Source organism: Owariibacterium komagatae (assembly GCF_045865535.1).
GTDB classification, from domain to species: Bacteria; Bacillota; Clostridia; order Oscillospirales; family Ruminococcaceae; genus Ruthenibacterium; species Ruthenibacterium komagatae.
Window position 1 is genome coordinate 2,180,772 of record NZ_AP031406.1, and the last position, 21,445, is coordinate 2,202,216.

Below are 21,445 nucleotides of genomic sequence, written 5' to 3' on the forward strand. Positions count from 1 at the left end.
TTGATAGAGAAATCTACAATTTCGAGAAACTCTAGTTGGCAAATGGAAGAATCAAGACTGAGAAAACGGTCAAGCTAGAAAGGGCGCAGGGCGAATGCCTTGGCACTGGGAGCCGAAGAAAGACGTGGTAAGCTGCGAAAAGCTGCGGGGAGATGCAAACAATCTTTGATCCGCAGATTTCTGAATGGGGAAACCCACATGGAGTCATGTCCATGTAACATACACTGAATCCATAGGTGTATGTGGGGAACCGCCTGAACTGAAACATCTAAGTAGGGCGAGGAAGAGAAATCAACCGAGATTCCGTAAGTAGTGGCGAGCGAACGCGGAAGAGGCCAAACCGGTGGTAGAAATACTGTCGGGGTTATGGACTGCTTTTAGGACTTAATCTGTTACCTGAAGTGTGTGGGAAAGCACGCCAGAGAATGTGAGAGCCATGTAAGGGAAAACGGAGAGAGCTGCGCAGGATCCAGAGTACGGCCAGACACGTGAAACCTGGTCGGAAGTCGGGGGGACCACCCTCCAAGCCTAAATACTACCCAGTGACCGATAGCGTATAGTACTGTGAAGGAAAGGTGAAAAGCACCCCGGGAGGGGAGTGAAATAGAACCTGAAACCCTGTGCCTACAAGCACCGAGAGCACGTCAAAGTGTGATCGGGTACTTTTTGTAGAACGGTCCGGCGAGCGAATGTATGTAGCGAGGTTAAGGTGTTAAGCACTGGAGCCGCAGCGAGAGCGAGTCTGAAAAGGGCGTTGAGTTGCATGCATTGGGCCCGAAACCGAGTGACCTACCCATGGTCAGGCTGAAGTGGAGGTAAAGCTCCATGGAGGGCCGAACCGACCTCCGTTGAAAAGGCGGCGGATGAACTGTGGGTAGCGGAGAAATTCCAATCGAACTCGGAGATAGCTGGTTCTCCCCGAAATAGTTTTAGGACTAGCCTCATGTTAGATTTCCGGAGGTAAAGCACTGAATGGCCTAGGGCCCGAGAGGGTACCGAAGCCTATCAAACTAAGAATGCCGGAAAATTGATGCATGGGAGTCAGACTGTGTGAGATAAGTCTCATAGTCAAAAGGGAAACAGCCCAGACCTACAGCTAAGGTCCCAAAGCAGATTTAAGTGGAAAAGGATGTGGAGCTGCACAAACAGCCAGGATGTTGGCTTAGAAGCAGCCACTCATTTAAAGAGTGCGTAATAGCTCACTGGTCGAGTGGCTCTGCGCCGAAAATTCAACGGGGCTAAAATCTGCACCGAAGCTTAGGCAGCAGCAATGCTGGGTAGGGGAGCGTTGTGTACGAGGAGAAGCGGTAGCGCAAGCGGTCGTGGATTGTACACAAGTGAGAATGCCGGAATGAGTAGCGCGAATGATGTGAGAATCATCATGGCCGAAAGCCTCAGGTTTTTGGAGGAAGGTTCGTCCGCTCCAAGTTAGCCGGGAGCTAAGGTGAGGCCGAAAGGCGTAGCCGATGCACATACGGTAGAGATTCCGTAGCCACCGAAAGATTTAAGCAGGGGGACACTTTTGAAGTGTATGAGCCGGGTGTTGGTTCCCGGTCGAAAGCGAGCGAATGAGCGAAGTCGTGCATGGAGAGAGGCGAGAAAAGCCCTGTGTATATCTAAGGTGCCCGTACCGCAAACCGACACAGGTAGGTAGGAAGAAGATTCTAAGGCCAACGGGAGAAGGGTTGTTAAGGAACTCGGCAAGTTGACCCCGTAACTTCGGGAGAAGGGGTGCTCATGAAAGTGAGCCGCAGAGAATAGGCCCAAGCAACTGTTTAGCAAAAACACAGGTCTGTGCTAAATCGAAAGATGACGTATACGGGCTGACACCTGCCCGGTGCTGGAAGGTTAAGGGGACATGTGCAAGCATCGAACCGAAGCCCCAGTAAACGGCGGCCGTAACTATAACGGTCCTAAGGTAGCGAAATTCCTTGTCAGGTAAGTTCTGACCCGCACGAATGGTGTAATGATTTGGGCACTGTCTCAACAGCCCGCCCGGCGAAATTGTAGTACCGGTGAAGATGCCGGTTACCCGCGACAAGACGGAAAGACCCCATGGAGCTTTACTGTAGCCTAATATTGGGTTTCGGTATTACATGTACAGGATATGTGGGAGACTGGGAAGCAAGAGCGTCAGCTTTTGTGGAGTCGACCTTGGGATACCACACTTGTGATATTGGAATTCTAACCTGCAGCCCTGAATCGGGTTGGGGGACATTGTTAGGTGGGCAGTTTGACTGGGGCGGTCGCCTCCTAAAATGTAGCGGAGGCGTTCAAAGGTTGGCTCAGCTTGGACGGAAACCAAGCCAAAGAGTGCAAACGCAAAAGCCAGCCTAACTGCGAGACTGACGGGTCGAGCAGTAACGAAAGTTGGAGTTAGTGATCCGGTGGTATGTGAGTGGAAATGCCATCGCTCAACGGATAAAAGTTACCCTGGGGATAACAGGCTGATCTCCCCCAAGAGTCCACATCGACGGGGAGGTTTGGCACCTCGATGTCGGCTCATCGCATCCTGGGGCTGAATTCGGTCCCAAGGGTTTGGCTGTTCGCCAATTAAAGCGGTACGCGAGCTGGGTTCAGAACGTCGTGAGACAGTTCGGTCCCTATCTGTCGTGGGCGCAGGATATTTGATGGGATCTGTCCCTAGTACGAGAGGACCGGGATGGACGCACCTCTGGTGCACCAGTTGTCACGCCAGTGGCACAGCTGGGCAGCTATGTGCGGATCGGATAAACGCTGAAAGCATCTAAGCGTGAAGCCGGCCCAAAGATAAGATATCCCACTGAGTCAATCAGGTAAGACCCCTTGAAGACTACAAGGTTGATAGGCATGAAGTGTAAGCGTGGTGACACGTTCAGCTAGCATGTACTAATAGGTCGAGGGCTTGACCACATCTTAGATTGGTTCTGCATTTGCCAAAAGCAGTTGTTGTTCAGTTTTGAGGGTGAGTTCCTCAAGAGAGAAAAGAGAATACAAGGCTAGGCTAATAGCGTTGCTTTTAGTATTCATAGCCGGTGCCGATGACGCCAAGGTCCCACCTGTTCCCATTCCGAACACAGTAGTTAAGCTTGGTTGTGCCGAAGATACTTGGTTGGAGACGACCTGGAAAAATAGGTAGGTGCCGGCTCTTTTCTCAATGTATGCACCTCTAGCTCAGTTGGTAGAGCAACTGTTAAGTTGTATGACCAAGAGTAATGTGCGACACACAAATAGGATTTGACGCTATATCGCGAAAAATCCTCATATGCACCTCTAGCTCAGTTGGTAGAGCAACTGTTAAGTTGTATGACCACTGACTGGTGCACAACCACAAAAAGGATTTGACGGTGTAACGCCGAAAAATCCTCATATGCACTTCTAGCTCAGTTGGTAGAGCAGCTGACTCTTAATCAGCGGGCCCAGGGTTCGAGTCCCTGGAAGTGCACCAGATATCCACTGTCCAGAGAAATTTGGACAGTGGATTTTTAATTACACACAATGTCCTGCAATTAGACTGGTAAAGAAAAGGTGAGGAGATTTCCTCGCCTTTTTCTTTTGCCCGAATGGAGGTGTGAGCATGGAAGAGTGTGTCTCAAATCGTATCACAACTCTTTGCCACAATGTCAAGTGATGATTTAAAAAACGGCAAAAAAATATCCCCTCTCCATTAAAGGAAGAGGGGATATATGTGATACGAACTATAATTTGTTTGCCTTCCAGCGTATCCATAAAATTGCCACCAAAAGGGTATAAGAAAAGCACCGCCGAAGCGATGCTCTTAAAGCCATATTATTAAATGTGTCACTTGTTCCGCTTTCCCGTATTCTCTGTCCCCCGGACTTCTTCATGGTAGAAATAATCTACGATGACAGGATGTCCCTGCGGCACTCTGCCATAGGGCATTTCATTGTCCACAAAGGGGCAGTCATATTTCCTGGCCATCTCCTCGGCTTTTGCTTCCAGAGTTTTAAAATAGCTGCGGTTGCGCTTGTTATAGATTTCGTTATACAGTAGCACAAGGTCAGGATGCTTTTCTGCTATGTAATCCATGATCGTCTTTTTGAAGCCGCCGCGCAGGTTCAGGTTTTCCAGCCAGAATAGGTCGCACTGATCCTTCACTCGTTCAAAGATTGCTTCAAAATTCGTGATGCCCGGAAAAACCGGCGCAACAAAACAGACTGTGCGAATGCCTGCATCATAAACCTGCTTCATAGCCGCAAGCCGCCGTTTGATGCTTACAGCTTTGTCCATATCATCTTTGAAATCCTCATCGAGCGTATTGATTGACCACGATACAGTGACCTGGCCCAACTCTTTTAGAAGATCAATGTCACGCACCACAAGGTCGGATTTGGTGCAAATCAAAATATCCGCACCGCTGCCTTTAAGCTGCTCCAGCAGTTTTCTGGTATTGCCAAACTGTTCCTCCTGCGGGTTATAGCCGTCCGTCACGGAGCCGATTACAATGCGCTGCCCCGCATATTTCTTAGGATTTTTGATTTCCGGCCAATTTTTCACATCAAGGAACGTGCCCCATTCCTCCGTGTGTCCGGTGAATCGCTTCATAAAAGATGCATAGCAGTATTTGCAGGCATGGGTGCAGCCCACATAAGGGTTGACCGAATAACCGCCAACTGGAAGGCTGGATTTGGTCATAATATTCTTTGTCTCAACTTCACGAATCAGAATGCCGTTCTTTTCTATTTGTGCCATTTCTGCTGTGCCTCCAATACCTGCTTGAATGCTTCCGGAAATTCCTGCACCATGTTTGCCTCACCCACGAGGGGAACAAGGTCTTCTTTCATAAAAGCAGGAATGCCAAGCGCATGGGCCTGCTCCACAAGGGAATACGCCCATGCTGGGTCTGTTCGTACTTTTTTACTTTTCGCCCCGGTCATCGTCCCTACCACGATCCAGTCAATGCCGGAAAGATTCACTTCGCCGGGATCATCAAATAGCGGCTCAAAGGTAACATGATAGTGTTTTGCCCGGACATTGGCCTTGAGCGTGTCGATGCGCCACAGCTCTGATTTCCTTGTGACCGTGACGCCAAACCATGCGTTTTCCAAGTCCGTCTCAAAATCCAGCAGGTCGGGACGCTTTGACAAAAACAAAAATTGATGCTGCGGGTTTTCCCGAATCTTTGCGAATACCTGCTCTCGCCACTCCGGCTGCCATCCCGCCAAATCGCTCATACCGGTCAGCAGGAAATTTTGCGGGCGGTTCCTTTCCATCAGCCGCAGCTTATTCGGAAAAAACTCAGGTTTACTAAAGTCGTTGATCATATGATACCGCTTTACATTATTCCGGGCATAACAGTAAGAACAGCCTATGGTACAGCCAATAACCAAATTCATATTTTGAATATTGTCCTTAATGCAGACGCTCATCAGAGAACATCCTCCACATTTTTCAGGATGCGGTGGAGATAGTTCTCCAACTGCTCGATTTCCGCCTCGGAAAATCCCTTGTAATAAATGTTGCTGATTTCTTCCGTTACTTCATTATATTCCTGCTCCAAACCTTTGGCTTCTTCTGTCAGAAAAATGAGGATCTTTCTCCGGTCTTTGTCGCCTCTGTCCCGATAGATCAGGTTCGCCGCCTCCATGCGGTCGAGCATACTGGTCAGTGTGGTTGTGGCAAGACCGGTCTCCTTTGACAACTCACTGATGGGAACGCCATCCTTCTGCCAGAGGATATATAGAATCCTTCCCTGGGAGCCATTAAAAGCATCAATGTTTTTTTCGCTCAATATGCGTTCAAAAACTCGTCCACCGACCTGTTTGATCCGGGTTATCAAGAATCCACCTTGTGTTTTCATATTGCCACCTCAAACCGCAAGGCGACCATCCGCAGACAGCCGCCTTGTCTTTTCTTATTTCTGCTGCGCAGCCGCAAATTCAGCGTAACCTTTCCAGCCAAATACAGCATCCACATCTTCATCGCCGTAAACACCCTTGACATCGCAGAGGTGGACAACATGATCGTCCGCATCCATCGTCTGGGCAACAGTCGCATGAATGAGCAGTTTGCAGGGAACAGGAGCCTTGATGTTTGTGCCCTCCACTTCCTGCATCGTCAGACCGACCTTAGAAGCCTTATCCGTATCACGTCCGGAGCAGGTGCCACATCCTATCAAAGCGCTGGTCAGTTCAACCCCGGGGATGGCGAGAATAACTTCTTTCTTCTCAGCCAGCAGTTCCAGACTATAAGCCCCTTTGTTTAGGGAGAACATGATTTTGCCGGGATTGGTGGACGCAAAAGCCCAAAATGCCAGAGTTGCAAGGTTGGTGCTGCCATCCGGTTTTTCTGTACAGAGCAGAGTCATGGAATTGGGAGAAGTGTAAGCAGGCGCATTGCTGATATCGATTTTTTTCATTGTAGGAACCTCCTTATTTTATTTAAGATTATACTATATAGGAATATCCCCTGTCAATCTTTTTTGAATTTCATCTTTAAGCGTCTGTATTGGATTTATCCAAACAGGCGCTTTTTTTGTTTCCCGAGAACAATCTCGGACATGGGCAGAAATTCCTCATCACGCCAAGGGGGAAGTGCGCCTTTTACCTGCTTTCGAGGAAGGCTGCGTTGCTTTCCCCCCTCTCACACTCTCCCCCCAAGATACACTTACCTGCTGGGAAGAAGATATAAATGCCTGCAGGATGCATACTCCCACAGCCCAGCAAAGCAAACAACATTGCCGAAATGGAAGTCATCGTCTTTTCCAGCCGGTGATTTCCTTGAACAACCAAATAAGGAGGAACGAAATGTCGATCAAATTTAAAAACAGCGAACACGAGAAATTCTATGAGCAGTGCCTCGCCCGAACCGGCAGCCTGGATCCCTACCACAAGGCTTTCTTCTACACCATGGGCATCAGCGGGGACACCCGGCATCACATCGAGGATGTCTATGATTTTCGGGACGATGTGATCCGGCCGGAGGGGCTGAACAAAGGCTGGCAGACCAGCGGGAGCAGTTGCCTGACCCGCTTGGCGTTCAACCTCTGGAACGGGTGGAACGCGGATGGCTGTGCGACGCCTTATGATCTGTTCAGCTCGTCGGATGCGGCCTACATGTTGGAAGCGGTTCGGCTTCGGTACCCGGAGTACTGCAGGGAACCCCAGGCCCCCAGCGTAAGTCGGGCCAGATAAGATGGGACGGGGCCGAAAGAAAAAACACAGAAATAAAGGCAAATGCCAGAAAGGACTTGAAACCATGATCATGGGCATTGACCACGGGTACTACGCTATCAAAACCAGGCATTTCTCGTTCCCAGCCGGTGTGACAGCGTACACCCATGAACCCTACACCCTGAAGAACACCCTCCAGATCGGCGGCAAATACTACGTCTGCGGCACAGGCCGGCAGCCGATCCTGCGTGACAAGACCGTCAACGACAACTACTACATTCTGACCCTGGCCGCCATTGCCATGGAACTTCGCTGCAGGGGACTTCCGGCGGAGAGCTCGGTGACGCTGGCTGCGGGCCTCCCCCTGGCTCGTTATGGTCGGGATAAGAAACTTTTCACCGAATATCTGCTGCGCAATGGCCAGCCAGTCAGCTTCCTCTTCGAGGGGGAACGCTACAAGGTCAAGATCGAAAACGTGAAACTGTTTCCCCAGGGCTATTCCGCTATCGCTATTCATCCTGAGTTGGTGAAGGATGAGCCGTCTGTGCTTCTCATGGACATCGGCGGATGGACAGTCGACCTTATGCGACTGGACAACAACGTCCCTAATGCGGCCACCTGCCGCAGCCTGGAACTTGGCATGATCCGCTGCATGGATGAGATCCAGGAGCAGGTTCGTCGGGATACCGGCCTGTCTGTTACGGACGCCCAGGTGGAACGGATCCTTGCCGGCAAGCCCTGTAGCATGGACCCTGAAGCCCGAAAGCTCATCCAGCGACAGGGCCGACTCTACACGGAGCGGCTCATTTCGGCGGCAATGGAAGCAGGGTTTGACCTGCGAACTCTACCCGTGATTCTGATGGGAGGAGGCGCTGCGACCGTCATGCGCAACGTGAGCGAACGTGACGGCCTTTGTCGGGCTTTTCTGCTGGAGGACGATAAGGTGAACGCTGAGGGCTACGAACGGATTTTGAGCCAAATGTCGAGCCGTGAGGAACAGCGATGAAACGACCCCAGTTCGAGTTCAGACCGAACCGTCGCTTGAAGCTGCATCAGCAGGCATGGGAATATCTCGAAAGGGTCCCTGCCGGGCAAAAGAATGAGTACCTTGTTCAGGCGATCCTGTGTTTAGAATCTCAAAAAGGGCTGGAGAAGACCCTGCGCAAAGTTCTGACGGATCCAAGCGTGGCTGTCAAAGGGGAAAGCCTCCAAAAGAAACAAACGGAAGTTCCGGATGAGATGCTGGGGTTTATGGCAAGCCTGATGGAAACGTAGATGTGGCTGTGATGGAGAAGGGCATCTGCTATGTATAACGTGCCGCATTTACCCGATGAATTCTTGTTGCACTTGGTGATAGCTTTGTTCGGATGCTTTGTCTATGCTTGTGTTGCCCAAAGGGAAGATATGGAAAGGAGGGAACAGCATGGGCAAGCTGACAGTAACCGTGCCGGAAGAACTGCACGAGCGGATCCGAAAGGCACTGGAGAACAAAGGAATGACCACAGCGCAGTTCATCCAACAGGCCGTTTATATGTATCTGGATGACCACAACAAGAAAGGAGAAGGGAACATGGCCACACGAACCATTGCATTTCAGGTAACCGAAGAACTGTACCAGAAGGTAAAAGAGTACCTGATCCGCTACGAGCAGGTGTACGGGAGAAAGTTGAGCCAGAAAGAGTTCATCGTTACTCTGATCGAGCAGGCTCTGGAGGAGGCGGACGAAGACTTCGAAGCGGCCCGGGCCGACGAGGACGAGGGCAGCCACGAAGACCCGCTGGAAGAAGACCAGCCGGAAAACGGCGATCTCTCCGAATACGACGGCTGCGGCACCGAACAGGAAGCCGATGTGGCTGACGAGGAGACTGACAACGCTCCCAGCGAGGAAGCGTGATATCCCCCACAAGCAAAGGAGGTGGTTCCCATGCAGACAGAAACAGAAACATCGTAACGAAAGGAGTTGAAGCAAGAGAGTATTCGATTCATCGATATGTTCGCCGGCATCGGCGGGTTTCGAGAGGGCCTGCAGCTTGCCGGCGGATTTCAATGTGTAGGATTTTGTGAGTGCGACAAATACGCACAACAGAGTTATCGGGCTCTGTTCGAATGTGAGGAGGAATGGTATAGCTCAGACGCAAGAACAATCGACCCCGCTGAACTCCCGGAATTCGATCTGCTCTGCGGTGGATTCCCTTGTCAGGCATTCAGCATCGCTGGCGCTCGAAAAGGATTTGGCGATTCCCGAGGGACCCTGTTCTTTGAACTGTCCCGAATGGCTGCAGCCCGGAAGCCTCGGTATCTGCTCTTTGAAAATGTTCCCGGATTGCTTAACCATGACCATGGCAGGACGTTTGCGGCGATCCTCGATGCGCTGGGGGGACTGGGGTATCATGTGGAATGGCAGGTGCTTAACAGCAAGGATTTCGGCGTCCCCCAGTCCCGACGTCGAGTGTACATTGTCGGATATCTTGATGAGCGATGTAGAGGAAAAATATTTCCTTTCACCGGAACAAATAAGACGCCTCTTACCTGCATCCATGATGGACCACAGGGAAGCCGGGTCTACGACCCCAGCGGAGTAAGCTGTACGCTCACCAGCCAGGCAGGCGGTATGGGCGGCAAGACCGGGCTGTATCAGGTGGGGTTCCCAATCAAGGAAGCCACCCGAAAGGGCTACAAGATGGCCTATCCGGGAGACAGCATCGACTTGGCCTATCCGCAAATGAACACCCGCCGCGGCCGTGTGGGCCACAAGATCGCTCATACCCTGACCACGGATGCGACCCAGGGGACGCTGGTTGAGGCACCCCGATTCGTGGATATGAACGAAGATCCGGAAGTCACCGAAATCGCCCGATGCCTGACTGCCAAGCAGAACGGAGGGATCCGCAAGCACAAGCGAGAAGCCTCTGGCGTCCTGGTCGGCGGGCGGATCCGCCGATTGACGCCGAGAGAATGCCTCCGCTTACAGGGCTGGGCAGATGACAGGATCGACAAGATCCTCGCCATCCAGAGCGACAGTCAGGTGTACCGGCAAGCAGGCAACGGAGTGACCGTTACCGTGGTAGAGGCCATCGGAAAACGGCTGGCGGCTGTGGATGCGGAGGTGATGCGCCATTGACCTGAAAGAGCAGCCTTTTGGTTGCGAGATCGAAATGACCGGGCTGACCCGTCAACAGGCAGCGGAAGCGATCGCCACCCTGTTCGGGACCAGTGCCCGCCAGACTCACGAGTCCACGATCTATGATCCGTGGGAAGTGATCGACCGGGACGGAAAGAAATGGCGTTTCGTATTCGACAGCAGCATCAAGGCTACCATGCGAGATGGCCGCCGCCAGATTCCTGCGACATCGGGCCTTTATAAGGTCGAGATGAACTCTCCCAAACTGAGCTATGAGGAGATGGGAAAGCTGCAGGAGGTTGTGCGGACACTGCGCCATGCCGGAGCAGTTGTCAACGGCAGCTGCGGGATGCACGTCCATGTGGATGCCTCCCGGCACACACCCCAAAGCTTGAAAAACGCTCTGTCCATCATGTATTCCAAAGAGGACATATTGTTCAAAGCTCTCAACGTGAACGAGGCCAGAGTGGAACGCTGGTGCCAGAAGGTGCGGGAACCCATGCTGGAGAAAATCCCCAAGCTGCCCACGAACATCAGCATGGAGCGGCTGAAGCGGGAATGGTATGGCGGGAATGATGGAAGCTATGAGCACTACAACTGGACTCGATATTATGCGTTGAATCTGCATTCCGTATTTTATCGAGGCACACTGGAATGGCGATGCTTTGAAAGCACTCTCCACGCCGGTAAAGTCCGGGCGAACATCACGCTGGCATTGGCCATCTCCGCACAGGCGATTAACCAGAAGAAGACGTTGATGAGGAAAACGGAAATCTCCGAAAATCCCGCCTTCACGTTCCGCACGTTTCTGCTGCGGCTCGGCCTGATAGGGCCGGAGTACAAAAATGTTCGAGAGCATCTGCTTGCCAACCTGCCCGGTGACCGGGCATGGCGATACGAACGCTCCAGCTATCCAAGCCTGACTACCAGGCACAGAGAAGAACGATAGGAGGTGAAAAAACGTGGAAAAACTGCTATACTTTGCCTATGGATCTAATATGGACTTGGACCAGATGGCTTTCCGATGCCCGGATGGAGAGGTAGTTGGGGTGGTTCGTGTGGACGATTACCGGCTGACCTTCTGCGGAAACAGCAGTGCCGGGGTCGCAACGATCCTGCCCCAAGTGGGAAGCCATGTGGATGGCGTTCTCTGGCGTATCTCGCAGAAAGACGAAAAGAACCTGGATTTCTATGAGGGGTATCCCCGGCTGTACGGCAAAGAGTCTTTGGAGGTCACTGACAGCAACGGGCAGAAAATAACGGCTATGGCGTACATCATGAATTCTCCGTATCGGGAAAGCCCGGCACCGCCCGCGCCCCGCTATATGGAAGTAATCATGGACGGATGCTGCCAGCATGAGATCAACCCCGTCCCGATGCTGCAGGAAGCAAAGCGCCTTCAGAAAGAATACGAGGCGCGACTCTCACAGCTGAAAACGCACAAGAAAAAGGCCAGCCGGGATGACCGCAGACCGAAAATGATAGAGAGATTGAAAGGAGTGGAACCCATGTATAAAACCATGAGCGCAGTGTTGCTTCTGGCCTGTCTGGTCGGATGCGGAGCTCAGCCGAGCGAATCGCAATCTGCACCGAGCAGTTCTATGACCCAGTCGGAAGCCGCCTCTGACAGCCAGACCGAAGGAAACAGTCAGGCCACCCCCACACCGGCACCCGCAAGCAGCGCACAGGATCCTTCGTCTGCCGGCAGCCAGCCGATACAGACCCCGGAGCCTGCCACCACATCAGAGCCGACCGAAAGCACGGAACAAGCTGCTGAAACCAGTGGCTCAAATGCCGCAACTACGGCCTACGGTGCCGTGCCCTTTGAACTTGCAGCGGGCACAGATAAGTGGTGGTACATCGATTCCAGCGACAGCGCCTACTGGGCGGTGCAGGAAAACATCAACGCCATCCGGGCTGAAGCCGGACTGCCTGCACTGACGATGGACGAGTCGCTGAGTGAGGCGGCAAGTGACCGATGCGAAAGCTTCGTGGCCGGCGGTGCCTTTGACCACTCGGGCATGACGACCCGCAGTGAGATCTGCGCAAGGGGTCCGCTGCGCTCCGCAAGTGAGGTCTGCGAAGCCTGGAAAGGCAGCCCTGACCACTACGCAAACATCGTCAGCCCTGACTTCACCACCATGGGAGTCTCCTGTTGGTTCTGCGATACTGCAGATGGGCAGTACACCTACTGGACGGTGACCTTCGGATAAAACACAGTAGAAGGATAAATACCTTCTGCAAGAAACAGAATCACGCAAAACAGCCTAAGCACCTGCAATTCGCAGGTGCTTTTTTTATTGGAGGTATTGATGAAACAGAAATACAAAATGAGGCACCGCTTCACGGCGTTGCTGCTAGCATTCATGCTCTGCCTCTCCTGCTTTGCCCCGTCTGCTTTCGCACTGGAGAGCAGCGCCTCGGAGTCTGCCCCGACGAGCGAGGCGAACTCGGCGGGGCAGGAGGTGGAAGTTTCCTCCACCCCGGAAAGCGCAGAGCCTGTTCCTGAAGCCGGCAGTGAGTCTTCGGACACCGCCGAAGGGCTCGGAGAAAAAACGAAACTGAGCGCAGAAGCCCAGGCGTTCATCGCCGCTGTAGATGCGCTGGACCGTGAACAGATCCTCGCAGCCATCGATCAATGGCGGGAAGCCAGTCAGGCGTGGCAGAAGGACAAGGAAAACCCGGATCTGATCGCCGCACTGGATGAAGCAATCGCCGTATCGGATGAAGCGGCCGCCCCGGTGACCGTTGCGGAAGATATCTACCTTGCCCTTCCCGACAGCGAAAAGGAAAACGATGCGGTGGCTGCCGCTTATGCTGCATTGGCCGCTCTGGTCGTTACCATGCAGATGACAGTCGAGCAGGCAGTCGAGCCGAGCGTAGAAGGTGGCAGCACCGGCGGTACCGATGCCGGTGCCGGTGCCGAGCCCGACCTCAATGAGATCGCTCAGATGCTGTACGACGATCTGCCCGATGCGCCGACCGGCAGCTATATGGGGTCTTATGGCCTGCCTGTCGCTACCGGCGACACCAAAATCGGCATCGGTCTCTGGCACGATGACCAGTCGACTGCCATCGGCTATATGGATGCCGAGGCGCTGAATTCGGACGGGCTGACCATCACGGTGCCCCGGCAGGCTGGCGAGAGCTTCGCCATCGTTCCTATTTTTGTGCAGGTGGAATACCCTGCAAATGGCAGTTCTTCGCAGATCATTCTGCCCGAAGACGTGGTCCTGCTGGACTATAACGGCTCTGTTGCTGACGAACAGACTGCAGCGGAACTGCTGAACACCAACTATGTGGAAGCATCCGCAGGCACCACCGGCATCTATGTTCAAGCCGATCACGACTTCTCTGCAACCATCCGCTACGCTGCCCCGGACGGTACCAGCATGGAAAAGAGCCTGAATGTCCGGCTGGAAGGAGAAACAGAAAAGCCGACGGATGCCTACAGGGTCAGCACCTACGAGGCACGGCCCACACCGTCTGTAACGACAGGCAAGATCACTGCCGTAAAAAAAGTCAACGGAACTTGGCTGTTGTGGTTTAACGGTGAGGAGGCTTACTGTTGCACCCACGGCGCGAAAGGCACACCCAACGGATGCCCTGTTTACAACTATTCGCACACCTCTTTGGTGACTGCAGCTCAGTATACGCCCGGCGACCACTATGCTAATCAAATCAATATTTGGGGTGGCTTGAATCAATTGAGCCTTGGGCTGCTGAGCGTGGATGCCACCATGGATACCGCATACGACGATGTGCAGCGGTGGGTCATTGCCAACTACCCGGACAGCACCGCTGCCCGGAGTTACCTCGGTTCCATTGAACAGATGCGCAGCGGGGTATCGACCTTTGCAGCGGAAAGTGATTACTTTACCTATATCTATGAACCCTCCGAGGCAGGTTGGCAGACGATTGCTCTGATTGGGCCTCCCACCGGCAGCATCGACCCGAATGCACCGCCCGCAGGCGCCGAGTATTATGCCAGCTGGTCTGCTTCGCCCCAGACTGTCAGCGGCAGCTTTGATGCCAAGTACACGATCAACACCGACAAGACCGGGCTGGAGACCGGCGAAAAGGTGGACAACGCCACTATCGAGATCGAGCCCATCGAAAAAGGTGGGACCATCGACGGCGGTTCCTGGGCCATCACGCCTGCGGACAAACAGACGGTTACCACCGGCGGTCACGTTATGGACGATTCCTACCAGTCCACGGGTGGCGATGCCAGTGCCAGCTGGAGCTTGCACTATGCGGTGACCAAAACCTCCACCAGCAGCCGAAGCGGTCGGGAAGGGCCTTTCGCCAGTCAGGCAGAGGCCGACGCAGCAGCGGCCAGTGCCAAGGCCAGCGCAGAGTCTGATTTGCGGGCCGAAGCCCAGGGCATGGTTGATCGGGCTATCGCAGCGGCGAAAAGCAAGCTGGCCAGCATCAATTTCAGCTTTAATGAAACGGTGATCCCGGTTGGTTTCGAGTTCTATGATGGTGAGCATGGCGGCAGTCAGACAATTTCTGTTCCTATGAATAGTGCGAATGACTACATCATGCGCAACGACGAGTGGAGCCTGCAGGTCAACATCTCTAAGGTGGACAGCGAGACCGGAGAGCCGATTGCCGCCGATGCAGAGTACGAAGTGTTCGAATGGGATACTGTGACCCAGAAGTATATCCCCTTTGGCGGGTACAATCGGTATACGGTGATCCGCAATGAGGACGGTACCTATTCCGTAGCCAATGGCACCGACTACGGAACGGAGTTCGATACTAGCCGCACTCTCTACTACACCCAGCGCAACCAGGGTCGTTTTATCATCGTTGAGACCAAAGCGCCGGACGGCTACTATGGCGACTGGACCAACATTGAGCAGCCCGGTGAGGCTGGCACTCCCCTGGGCAAGCGTGCCTACTATATCGAGATCACCAAGGACAATGATGGCAGTGTGATCTGGCTGGATAATGCCGACTATACAGCCGATATTGCCACCAACTACACCGGCGGCACCAAACTGGTGACCAGCGATGGCACGGAAGCCACTGTCACCATCCACGATAAGCCGCAGGATGCTGGCCGCACCTATGTGACCGACAGCACCGGCCTCGCAAACAACGAGGACAGCTACACCATGACCCCCAAGGATAATGTGTTCCAGAACGACCGCGTTCTGGGTGAGATCATCTTGACAAAGGCGGATCTGGATCAAAAGCCGGAGGGTACTGCGACTCATGGTGAAGCCAGCATCGAAGGGGCCGTGTACGACCTTTATGCGGCTGAGGACATCCTGCACCCCGACGGCGTGAGCGGTGTTGTGGATTACAGCAAGATCACCTATGAGGATGGCACCCCCGTCTGGCATACCACGGTGCGCACCAACAGCGGCTGGGATGACAGTTATCTGCCCATCCTCTCCAAAGACCACCTGGTAGCCAGCGCCGAGATCAAAGACGGCCTGCTGGTGTTCAGCAATCTCTATCTCGGTAAATACTATCTGGTGGAGCGGGCTACGGGCATTGTGCTGCCGGTGGATACTGGCAGCAAGTTCTATCTCTCTGGTCAGTACCCTGAATTGGATCGCGAACTGGAGCCGACTGGCCGGTATTCTCCTCTGGAGCAGTCCGATGGCGAGTATACCGACTACGTCTACAAAAATCTTTACTCCGCCGTGGCAGAGGGCCGTGCGCTGGACGGCAGCAAAACCTACGATGGATACTACCTGAGCTACGCGAAAGGTTATCTCTGCGATGAGATCAACCACTATCAGACCCTGTCCTATGGTGATGAGTCCGGCTATGTGGTTCGGGAAGGCAATCAGAGTTTGGACGCTGTCCTGAAGGGCGGTTTTGAACTGCGCAAGCTGGTGAGCACCACCGGCCCGGGCAGCCCTGCTCCCAAGCTGGAAGGTGCGGGCTTCACCATTTACCGCATCCCCGATCTGAGCAAGGCGAATCAGTTTACCCGCGCCCCGGACGGCAGCTACAATATCCAGAGCGTGCTGGACGCCTACCGCAAGGACAACTACGACAGCGAGACCCTCAAGTATGATTTTAGCAATGAAGCCCAGGCGATTGCCCGGATGTTCGAAAGCGACACCGAACTGGTGTATGGCTACAATGCGACTCTGACCGAGGCGGGCGATTATGCCAACGGCAGCGGCCTCGGCTGGGTACCTACCGGCACGACCAACGAGTATCGTCTGAGCGAGATTTTCACCAATGAGGAAGGCATCATTCGTGTGACCGGTCTGCCCTATGGCCAGTATCTGGTCGTTGAGACCACCATCCCGAAAGACGTGTTCCAGGCCGACCCCTTTGGCTTTACGGTGAACAGAGACACGCCCCAGAGTATCTTCTGTACCCCCAATGGTAGTGTCACCGAACCCAGCAACAGCTATGTCACCTACAACATCTTGGATGAAGAGATGGAAGGCTACTTAAAGCTGGTCAAGGTGGACGCTGAGACCGGCAAGGCTGTCAAGCTGGCCAATACCTCTTTCGCCATCTTTATGCTGCATGAGGATGGAACTAAAGAGCGGCTGTCTATGGTCGATCCCGACAGCGGTGATCCCACTGTCAAAACCGATGTGTTCTACACCGACAGCGAGGGTCGCATGAAGACCCCCGAAAAACTGCCCCTGGGCCGATATGAGGTCGTAGAACTGGAAGGCCCCAACGGCTTCTTCAACGATGAAGCCTATACGGTTCAGTTTGAGATCTCTTCCGACTCTGCCTGGGAAGTAGTTGGCAATGCGGTTAATGGCATGGACGAGTATATCCTGACTCAGGAGTATATCAACCATGAGACCCTCGGCAAACTCACCATCCGCAAGACAGGTGAAGTCCTGACCGGCTGGGAACAGGACTGGAGTCTGGATATTCTGGACCCCTGGTTCTCCGGTGAGGCATGGCCCGGCAACTTCACCTGGGAGGAACGCCCGCTGGCAGGCGCCCAGTACACCATCACAGCCAATGAGGACATCTATACCCAGGATCGCCAGACCGACGTCGATGGCAATCGTTGCTTGTGGTATGCCAAGGGGGACGTGGTGGCAGTAGTCACTACCGGCGACGGCACCAGCGATATTGCCGTGTTCCGTCCTGGCCGCACCCAGGCCACCTACGATTTCCTGTCCGTCATCCATGACAAGGTTGGTGAGGTCACAGTGACTCTGCCGCTTGGAAGCTACCACATTGAGGAAACCAAACCTCCCTACGGTTTTACCGGCACCACGCAGAGTTACGATGTGACTTTCCAGTGGGATGAGCAGACCAACAGCGTGGTCATGGCCAAGAGCATCACCGCCATCGATGAGAACGGCAATGCTGTCACCAGCGAGTTCGAGATCGTCAATGCGGAAGATGCCACTGCCGAGTTCACCGAACAGCAGGTCTTGAAGTTCCACAACGAGCGGGAAAAGGCGCAGGTCAAGGTCATTAAGCTGGACGAGAAGACCGGCGCGGCTCTGGCTGGTGCGGTGTTCAACCTGTATACGCAGGATGACATCTACAACGCAGACGGCGACCGCCTGTTCCGAGCCGGTGATCTGTTGGCGACCTCTGCCCCCACGGGCGAGGACGGCGTAGTCGTGTTCGACTGCGACCTGCCCATGCAGGATGCCCGCTATGGTGAGGGGGACGAGCAGAACAGTGGACGGTATATCATCCGTGAACTGCGAGCGCCCACCGGCTACTTTCTGAACGATGAGCCGATGGAGTTTACCTTTACCTACACCGGGGCCAAAGTCCAGGTGTTGGAAAGCGCGTGCAAGAACGAGGGGACCAGCGTGTTCATCAGCAAGCGACAGCTCACCGGCGACGAGGAACTGCCTGGTGCGACTCTGACGATCCAGGACGAGAATGGCGCTGTTGTGCGCCAGTGGGTCAGCGGCGATAAGCCGGTCGAGATCCGCAGCCTGGAACTGAATAAGGTCTATACGCTGGTGGAAACCATTGCCCCGAATGGCTTTGCCAAGGCAGAAAGTATCCGCTTCAAGCTGGTTCAGCGGCAGGATGAGAACGGCGCTCTGTTGCCCGAAAATGATGTGTATGTCTGTACGGACAAAGATTGGTTGATCGTCGATCACTGGACCCTGATGGAAGACGGGACTGTGGTCATGCGGGATGCACCTGCCCCGGTACCGGAGCAGCCCACGCCGGAGCAGCCTGCACCCACTCCCACCCCTGTTCCCCTTGTGCCTTCTGTTCCGCAGACCGGCGATTTGACCTGGCTGTGGATCGCGCTGGGCATTGTTGCGGCGCTGTCCGCTGGCGGTCTGCTGCTGATCTTCAAGCGCAGCGGCACTCATGATGAGGAATCCTGATGCGCCATTTCGCTAAGGGTTTCCTCATCGGCACCCTGTGCATCTGCCTGCTGGGGTTGGTCTGGCTGATTGCCTTCCAGCCTCGGCTGACAGCACAAGAAGCACAGGACCTGAAAGCTCAGTTTACCACCATCCCCGAAGATAATCTCTCCGGGGATGGACCGGCTGGAAAAGAAGAAACCCAGCTGGACTTCGAGACTCTGCAGGCCAGGTATCCGGACGTGAAGGGATGGCTCACCATTCCCGGTACGGTAGTGGATTACCCCATGCTGCAAAGCAGTGCCGAAGACCCGGAAAAGTATCTCCGGCGAAACTACGACATGAAGTGGCGGATGGCCGGCAGCCTGTTCTTTCAGTATGACTGCACAGCGGACAGCCGGAATCTGGTGGTATTCGGCCACAACATGAACGACGGGACCATGTTCGCTGTCTTGAAAAAGATGACGGATCCGCAGTTCCGGCAAGCGCATCCCATCGCTGTCCTGCAAACGGCAGAGGGGACGCATGAATACCGAATCTTGACCGCAATGACCACTGACACGACGAAGCTCCTGTTTAACAGGACGCAGTTTGCCGGGGATGAAGATTTTCTGTCCTTTGCCGGCAGTATGCTGGCCGGGACAGAAATCGTTCCCCAGAAGCAGGATCGCCTGCTGACGCTGGTGACCTGTGCTTATGATTGGGACGGCGCGCGCACAGTGGTTGTGGCAATCGAACAAGATTAAATCTGCAATCGGCGGGGTGTGCAGGCACCCCGCCTCCTTTTATGAAGGGAGGAATTCATTGAAGCAAGGTCTGCTGGATAGGCTGGCGGAACAGAATCACGCATTTATTTCCAGCCTCCGCCTTGTACCGCATCTGAAATGGGCAGCACTGCGTGACTTGTACCTCATGAAACACAAAGAACAGTATCCGCTCAAGGAATGGGGCGAAGCTGTTTCGTATCTGCTGGGCTGCACTGTGACGTTCAACTCTTATGAGGAAATCACAAACAGCCTGAAACCTTTTTCGCTGGGATTGGAGTGAGTGCGAATGAAAGTTGTTATGGTAGAACCGGGCCAGTATGCCCGAATCGAAGAACTGGACACCGGCCTGGAATCGCTGCAGAAAGCAGTCGGAGGTCTGATCGATTGTGCCTATCCCTGGAAGGATATGGCCTGTGTTGTCTGCAATGACGAGGGCCTGATCAACGGCATGCCTCTGAACAGAGAAGTTCCGGATTATGGTCCGATTGCAGGACCGTTTTTCGTGTGTGGAATCGAGGGTGAGAACTTCTGCAGTCTGACCGATGAACAGGCTGACAAGTACAAAAAGATGTTTTTGCAGCCGGAACTGTTCGTGCCGTATAAGGATGGTCTGATCCGGTTGGCGTATGACAATCCTGCCTTGGAAGGGGCACCGGAAGGGCTCAAGAAAATGTATGAGCTCAGACATAATCTGCCGGAGTTGTGTTTTTGTGCGCTGCCGGAACTCAATATGGTTATGCTGACAAAACACGGGCAGTCCGGCTATTGGCCCATCAAGCACATTCCGGAAGGAATGAGTGCCGGAGAGTATGCGGACAGCCTCAATCAGATTCTTGGCGTTTCCAAAGCACAGCAGGCTGCAATGATGTGCGGCTCGATGATCAGCTGGGCGATCCCGGCAGCACGACCGGACCGGTACGACGAGAACGGAAAGCTCAAACCGCGCGACCACCAGCGTGGTAACAAAGAGCGATAAAGGAGAGTGTGCAAATGGAACGATTTTATACCGCCGAATCTGTGACCGAAGGCCATCCCGACAAACTGTGCGACCAGATCGCAGACAGCGTGCTGGATGATTGTCTCGCTCATGACCCGCTGTCCCGTGTGGCCTGCGAAGTTCTGGCGACCCGCGGCCATATCATGGTGGCCGGCGAGATCACCAGCCGCCATGTACCCCGGATCTCCGATATTGTTGAGTCGGTGATGCATAGCATCGGCTACTCGACCCGCGGCTTTACCATTGATCTGTTGCTTCACCGGCAAAGCCCGGATATCGCGGCCGGGGTGGACAACCCGCTGGAAGAAAGAGAGGTGATCGGGACGGGCGAACTGGGTGCCGGTGACCAGGGTGTCATGGTGGGCTACGCCTGTAACGAGACCCCCGAAATGCTGCCGCTTCCCGTGGTGTTGGCCAATCGGCTGGCGCTGACCCTTTCGTCTGTTCGGAAAGCCGGTCTGATTCCCGGCCTGCGCCCGGATGGAAAAACCCAGGTCACCGTGGAATACGACGAGGACGGCAAGCCCCTGCGGCTGGACACGGTAGTGATCTCCGCCCAGCACAGTCCGTCCATGGAACAGGATGAGCTGCTCTGGCAGCTGGCCGACAAAGTCCTGACGCCTGCGCTGCATGATTTCCCGCCCGATGAGGACACCAGGATCCTTGTGAACCCTTCCGGTCGTTTTGTTTTTGGCGGGCCTGAAGCGGATACCGGCCTGACCGGGCGCAAGCTCATGGTGGATACCTACGGCGTGTTTGCACCCCATGGGGGCGGTGCTTTCTCCGGAAAAGATCCCACCAAGGTGGATCGCAGCGGCGCCTACATGGCCCGGTACATTGCCAAAAACATCGTGGCGGCGGGTCTTGCCAGCCGGTGCAAGGTGACTTTGGCCTACGCCATCGGCAAGGCGGAGCCTGTTATGGTATCGGTGGATACTTTCGGTACCGGCACTCTCTGTGCGGACGATTGTCTGGAAGAAGCCGTCAAGCTGGTGTTCGGCCTGACCCCTGCGGCCATCATCCGGCAGCTGGATCTGCTCAAGCCGATCTATGTCCGCACGGCAGCCTATGGCCACTTTGGTCGTCCCGGTTTCACCTGGGAACGCACCGATAAGGCCAAGGCGCTGCGTGATGCCGTGGAATGAGGGGTG

General features: G+C 54.2%; 16 protein-coding genes, 1 tRNA gene and 2 rRNA genes. 15 read left to right on the forward strand and 4 right to left on the reverse strand.

Annotated features, from left to right (window positions below; genetic code table 11):
- The first annotated feature begins 67 nt into the window (after positions 1-67).
- The 3 genes from ACKTS9_RS10795 to ACKTS9_RS10805 all read left to right on the forward strand — a co-directional run bounded on the left by ACKTS9_RS10795 (position 68) and on the right by ACKTS9_RS10805 (position 3,427).
- Positions 68-2,892, forward strand: a 23S ribosomal RNA gene (locus ACKTS9_RS10795).
- 118 nt (positions 2,893-3,010) lie between these two features.
- Positions 3,011-3,127 (forward strand): 5S ribosomal RNA (gene rrf, locus ACKTS9_RS10800).
- A gap of 224 nt (positions 3,128-3,351) precedes the next feature.
- Positions 3,352-3,427: transfer RNA gene (locus ACKTS9_RS10805), tRNA-Lys, on the forward strand.
- Positions 3,428-3,780: 353 nt separating this feature from the next.
- On the opposite strand, the gene ACKTS9_RS10810 is transcribed toward ACKTS9_RS10805, so the two are convergent.
- The 4 genes from ACKTS9_RS10810 to ACKTS9_RS10825 are packed head-to-tail and all read right to left on the reverse strand — an operon-like array spanning position 3,781 to position 6,358.
- Complete coding sequence (locus tag ACKTS9_RS10810; protein ID WP_330032321.1) at positions 3,781-4,692, reverse strand: radical SAM mobile pair protein B; 912 nt, start codon at positions 4,690-4,692, stop codon at positions 3,781-3,783.
- Entirely contained in the window at positions 4,680-5,369 is a 690-nt protein-coding gene (locus ACKTS9_RS10815) for a radical SAM mobile pair protein A (protein ID WP_349216468.1), read from the reverse strand. Before ACKTS9_RS10815 ends, ACKTS9_RS10810 begins: the two co-directional genes overlap by 13 nt.
- On the reverse strand, positions 5,369-5,800 hold the full coding sequence (locus ACKTS9_RS10820; RefSeq protein WP_125116727.1) for a MarR family transcriptional regulator: 432 nt from the start codon (positions 5,798-5,800) through the stop codon (positions 5,369-5,371). Before ACKTS9_RS10820 ends, ACKTS9_RS10815 begins: the two co-directional genes overlap by 1 nt.
- 54 nt (positions 5,801-5,854) lie before the next feature.
- Positions 5,855-6,358: a flavin reductase family protein gene (locus tag ACKTS9_RS10825; protein WP_204659522.1), complete on the reverse strand. Its 504-nt coding sequence runs from the start codon at positions 6,356-6,358 to the stop codon at positions 5,855-5,857.
- 388 nt (positions 6,359-6,746) lie between these two features.
- Here ACKTS9_RS10825 and ACKTS9_RS10830 point away from each other — a divergent pair, with 388 nt between their 5' ends.
- From ACKTS9_RS10830 to metK, 12 genes are all read left to right on the forward strand, one after another.
- Positions 6,747-7,133: a DUF6075 family protein gene (locus ACKTS9_RS10830; protein ID WP_330032314.1), complete on the forward strand. Its 387-nt coding sequence runs from the start codon at positions 6,747-6,749 to the stop codon at positions 7,131-7,133.
- A 64-nt stretch (positions 7,134-7,197) separates the two neighbouring features.
- Complete coding sequence (locus ACKTS9_RS10835; protein ID WP_349216467.1) at positions 7,198-8,118, forward strand: ParM/StbA family protein; 921 nt, start codon at positions 7,198-7,200, stop codon at positions 8,116-8,118.
- Positions 8,115-8,387, forward strand: coding sequence for a plasmid segregation centromere-binding protein ParR (locus tag ACKTS9_RS10840; protein ID WP_349216466.1), 273 nt, complete (start codon positions 8,115-8,117; stop codon positions 8,385-8,387). Before ACKTS9_RS10835 ends, ACKTS9_RS10840 begins: the two co-directional genes overlap by 4 nt.
- A gap of 148 nt (positions 8,388-8,535) precedes the next feature.
- Positions 8,536-9,006 carry a translation initiation factor 2 gene (locus ACKTS9_RS10845; protein WP_349216465.1) on the forward strand — a complete coding sequence of 157 codons (471 nt, stop codon included), beginning with the start codon at positions 8,536-8,538 and terminating at the stop codon, positions 9,004-9,006.
- Between the two features lie 66 nt (positions 9,007-9,072).
- The gene (dcm, locus tag ACKTS9_RS10850; RefSeq protein WP_407880737.1) at positions 9,073-10,233 is read left to right on the forward strand and encodes a DNA (cytosine-5-)-methyltransferase; all 1,161 of its coding nucleotides are present in this window, start codon (positions 9,073-9,075) and stop codon (positions 10,231-10,233) included.
- On the forward strand, positions 10,229-11,182 hold the full coding sequence (locus ACKTS9_RS10855) for an amidoligase family protein (RefSeq protein ID WP_349216470.1): 954 nt from the start codon (positions 10,229-10,231) through the stop codon (positions 11,180-11,182). The genes dcm and ACKTS9_RS10855 overlap by 5 nt, the downstream gene beginning before the upstream one ends.
- Before the next feature lie 13 nt (positions 11,183-11,195).
- Entirely contained in the window at positions 11,196-12,446 is a 1,251-nt protein-coding gene (locus ACKTS9_RS10860) for a gamma-glutamylcyclotransferase (protein WP_349216463.1), read from the forward strand.
- Between the two features lie 99 nt (positions 12,447-12,545).
- Positions 12,546-18,551, forward strand: a complete 6,006-nt coding sequence (locus ACKTS9_RS10865; protein ID WP_407880740.1) for a SpaA isopeptide-forming pilin-related protein — start codon at positions 12,546-12,548, stop codon at positions 18,549-18,551.
- Positions 18,551-19,276: a class B sortase gene (locus tag ACKTS9_RS10870; protein ID WP_349216461.1), complete on the forward strand. Its 726-nt coding sequence runs from the start codon at positions 18,551-18,553 to the stop codon at positions 19,274-19,276. Before ACKTS9_RS10865 ends, ACKTS9_RS10870 begins: the two co-directional genes overlap by 1 nt.
- 58 nt (positions 19,277-19,334) lie before the next feature.
- Positions 19,335-19,577: a hypothetical protein gene (locus tag ACKTS9_RS10875; RefSeq protein WP_407880742.1), complete on the forward strand. Its 243-nt coding sequence runs from the start codon at positions 19,335-19,337 to the stop codon at positions 19,575-19,577.
- Between the two features lie 6 nt (positions 19,578-19,583).
- Complete coding sequence (locus tag ACKTS9_RS10880; RefSeq protein WP_407880744.1) at positions 19,584-20,273, forward strand: DUF3846 domain-containing protein; 690 nt, start codon at positions 19,584-19,586, stop codon at positions 20,271-20,273.
- Between the two features lie 14 nt (positions 20,274-20,287).
- Positions 20,288-21,439, forward strand: a complete 1,152-nt coding sequence (gene metK / locus ACKTS9_RS10885) for a methionine adenosyltransferase (RefSeq protein ID WP_407880746.1) — start codon at positions 20,288-20,290, stop codon at positions 21,437-21,439.
- Positions 21,440-21,445: the final 6 nt, after the last annotated feature.

Bases quoted from the DNA above. Each gene is read 5' to 3' on its own strand.
- ACKTS9_RS10810 (WP_330032321.1), bottom strand. From the start codon at position 4,692: ATGGCACAAATAGAAAAGAACGGCATTCTGATTCGTGAAGTTGAGACA.
- ACKTS9_RS10815 (WP_349216468.1), bottom strand. From the start codon at position 5,369: ATGAGCGTCTGCATTAAGGACAATATTCAAAATATGAATTTGGTTATT.
- ACKTS9_RS10820 (WP_125116727.1), bottom strand. From the start codon at position 5,800: ATGAAAACACAAGGTGGATTCTTGATAACCCGGATCAAACAGGTCGGT.
- ACKTS9_RS10825 (WP_204659522.1), bottom strand. From the start codon at position 6,358: ATGAAAAAAATCGATATCAGCAATGCGCCTGCTTACACTTCTCCCAAT.
- ACKTS9_RS10830 (WP_330032314.1), top strand. From the start codon at position 6,747: ATGTCGATCAAATTTAAAAACAGCGAACACGAGAAATTCTATGAGCAG.
- ACKTS9_RS10835 (WP_349216467.1), top strand. From the start codon at position 7,198: ATGATCATGGGCATTGACCACGGGTACTACGCTATCAAAACCAGGCAT.
- ACKTS9_RS10840 (WP_349216466.1), top strand. From the start codon at position 8,115: ATGAAACGACCCCAGTTCGAGTTCAGACCGAACCGTCGCTTGAAGCTG.
- ACKTS9_RS10845 (WP_349216465.1), top strand. From the start codon at position 8,536: ATGGGCAAGCTGACAGTAACCGTGCCGGAAGAACTGCACGAGCGGATC.
- ACKTS9_RS10865 (WP_407880740.1), top strand. From the start codon at position 12,546: ATGAAACAGAAATACAAAATGAGGCACCGCTTCACGGCGTTGCTGCTA.
- ACKTS9_RS10870 (WP_349216461.1), top strand. From the start codon at position 18,551: ATGCGCCATTTCGCTAAGGGTTTCCTCATCGGCACCCTGTGCATCTGC.
- ACKTS9_RS10880 (WP_407880744.1), top strand. From the start codon at position 19,584: ATGAAAGTTGTTATGGTAGAACCGGGCCAGTATGCCCGAATCGAAGAA.
- metK (WP_407880746.1), top strand. From the start codon at position 20,288: ATGGAACGATTTTATACCGCCGAATCTGTGACCGAAGGCCATCCCGAC.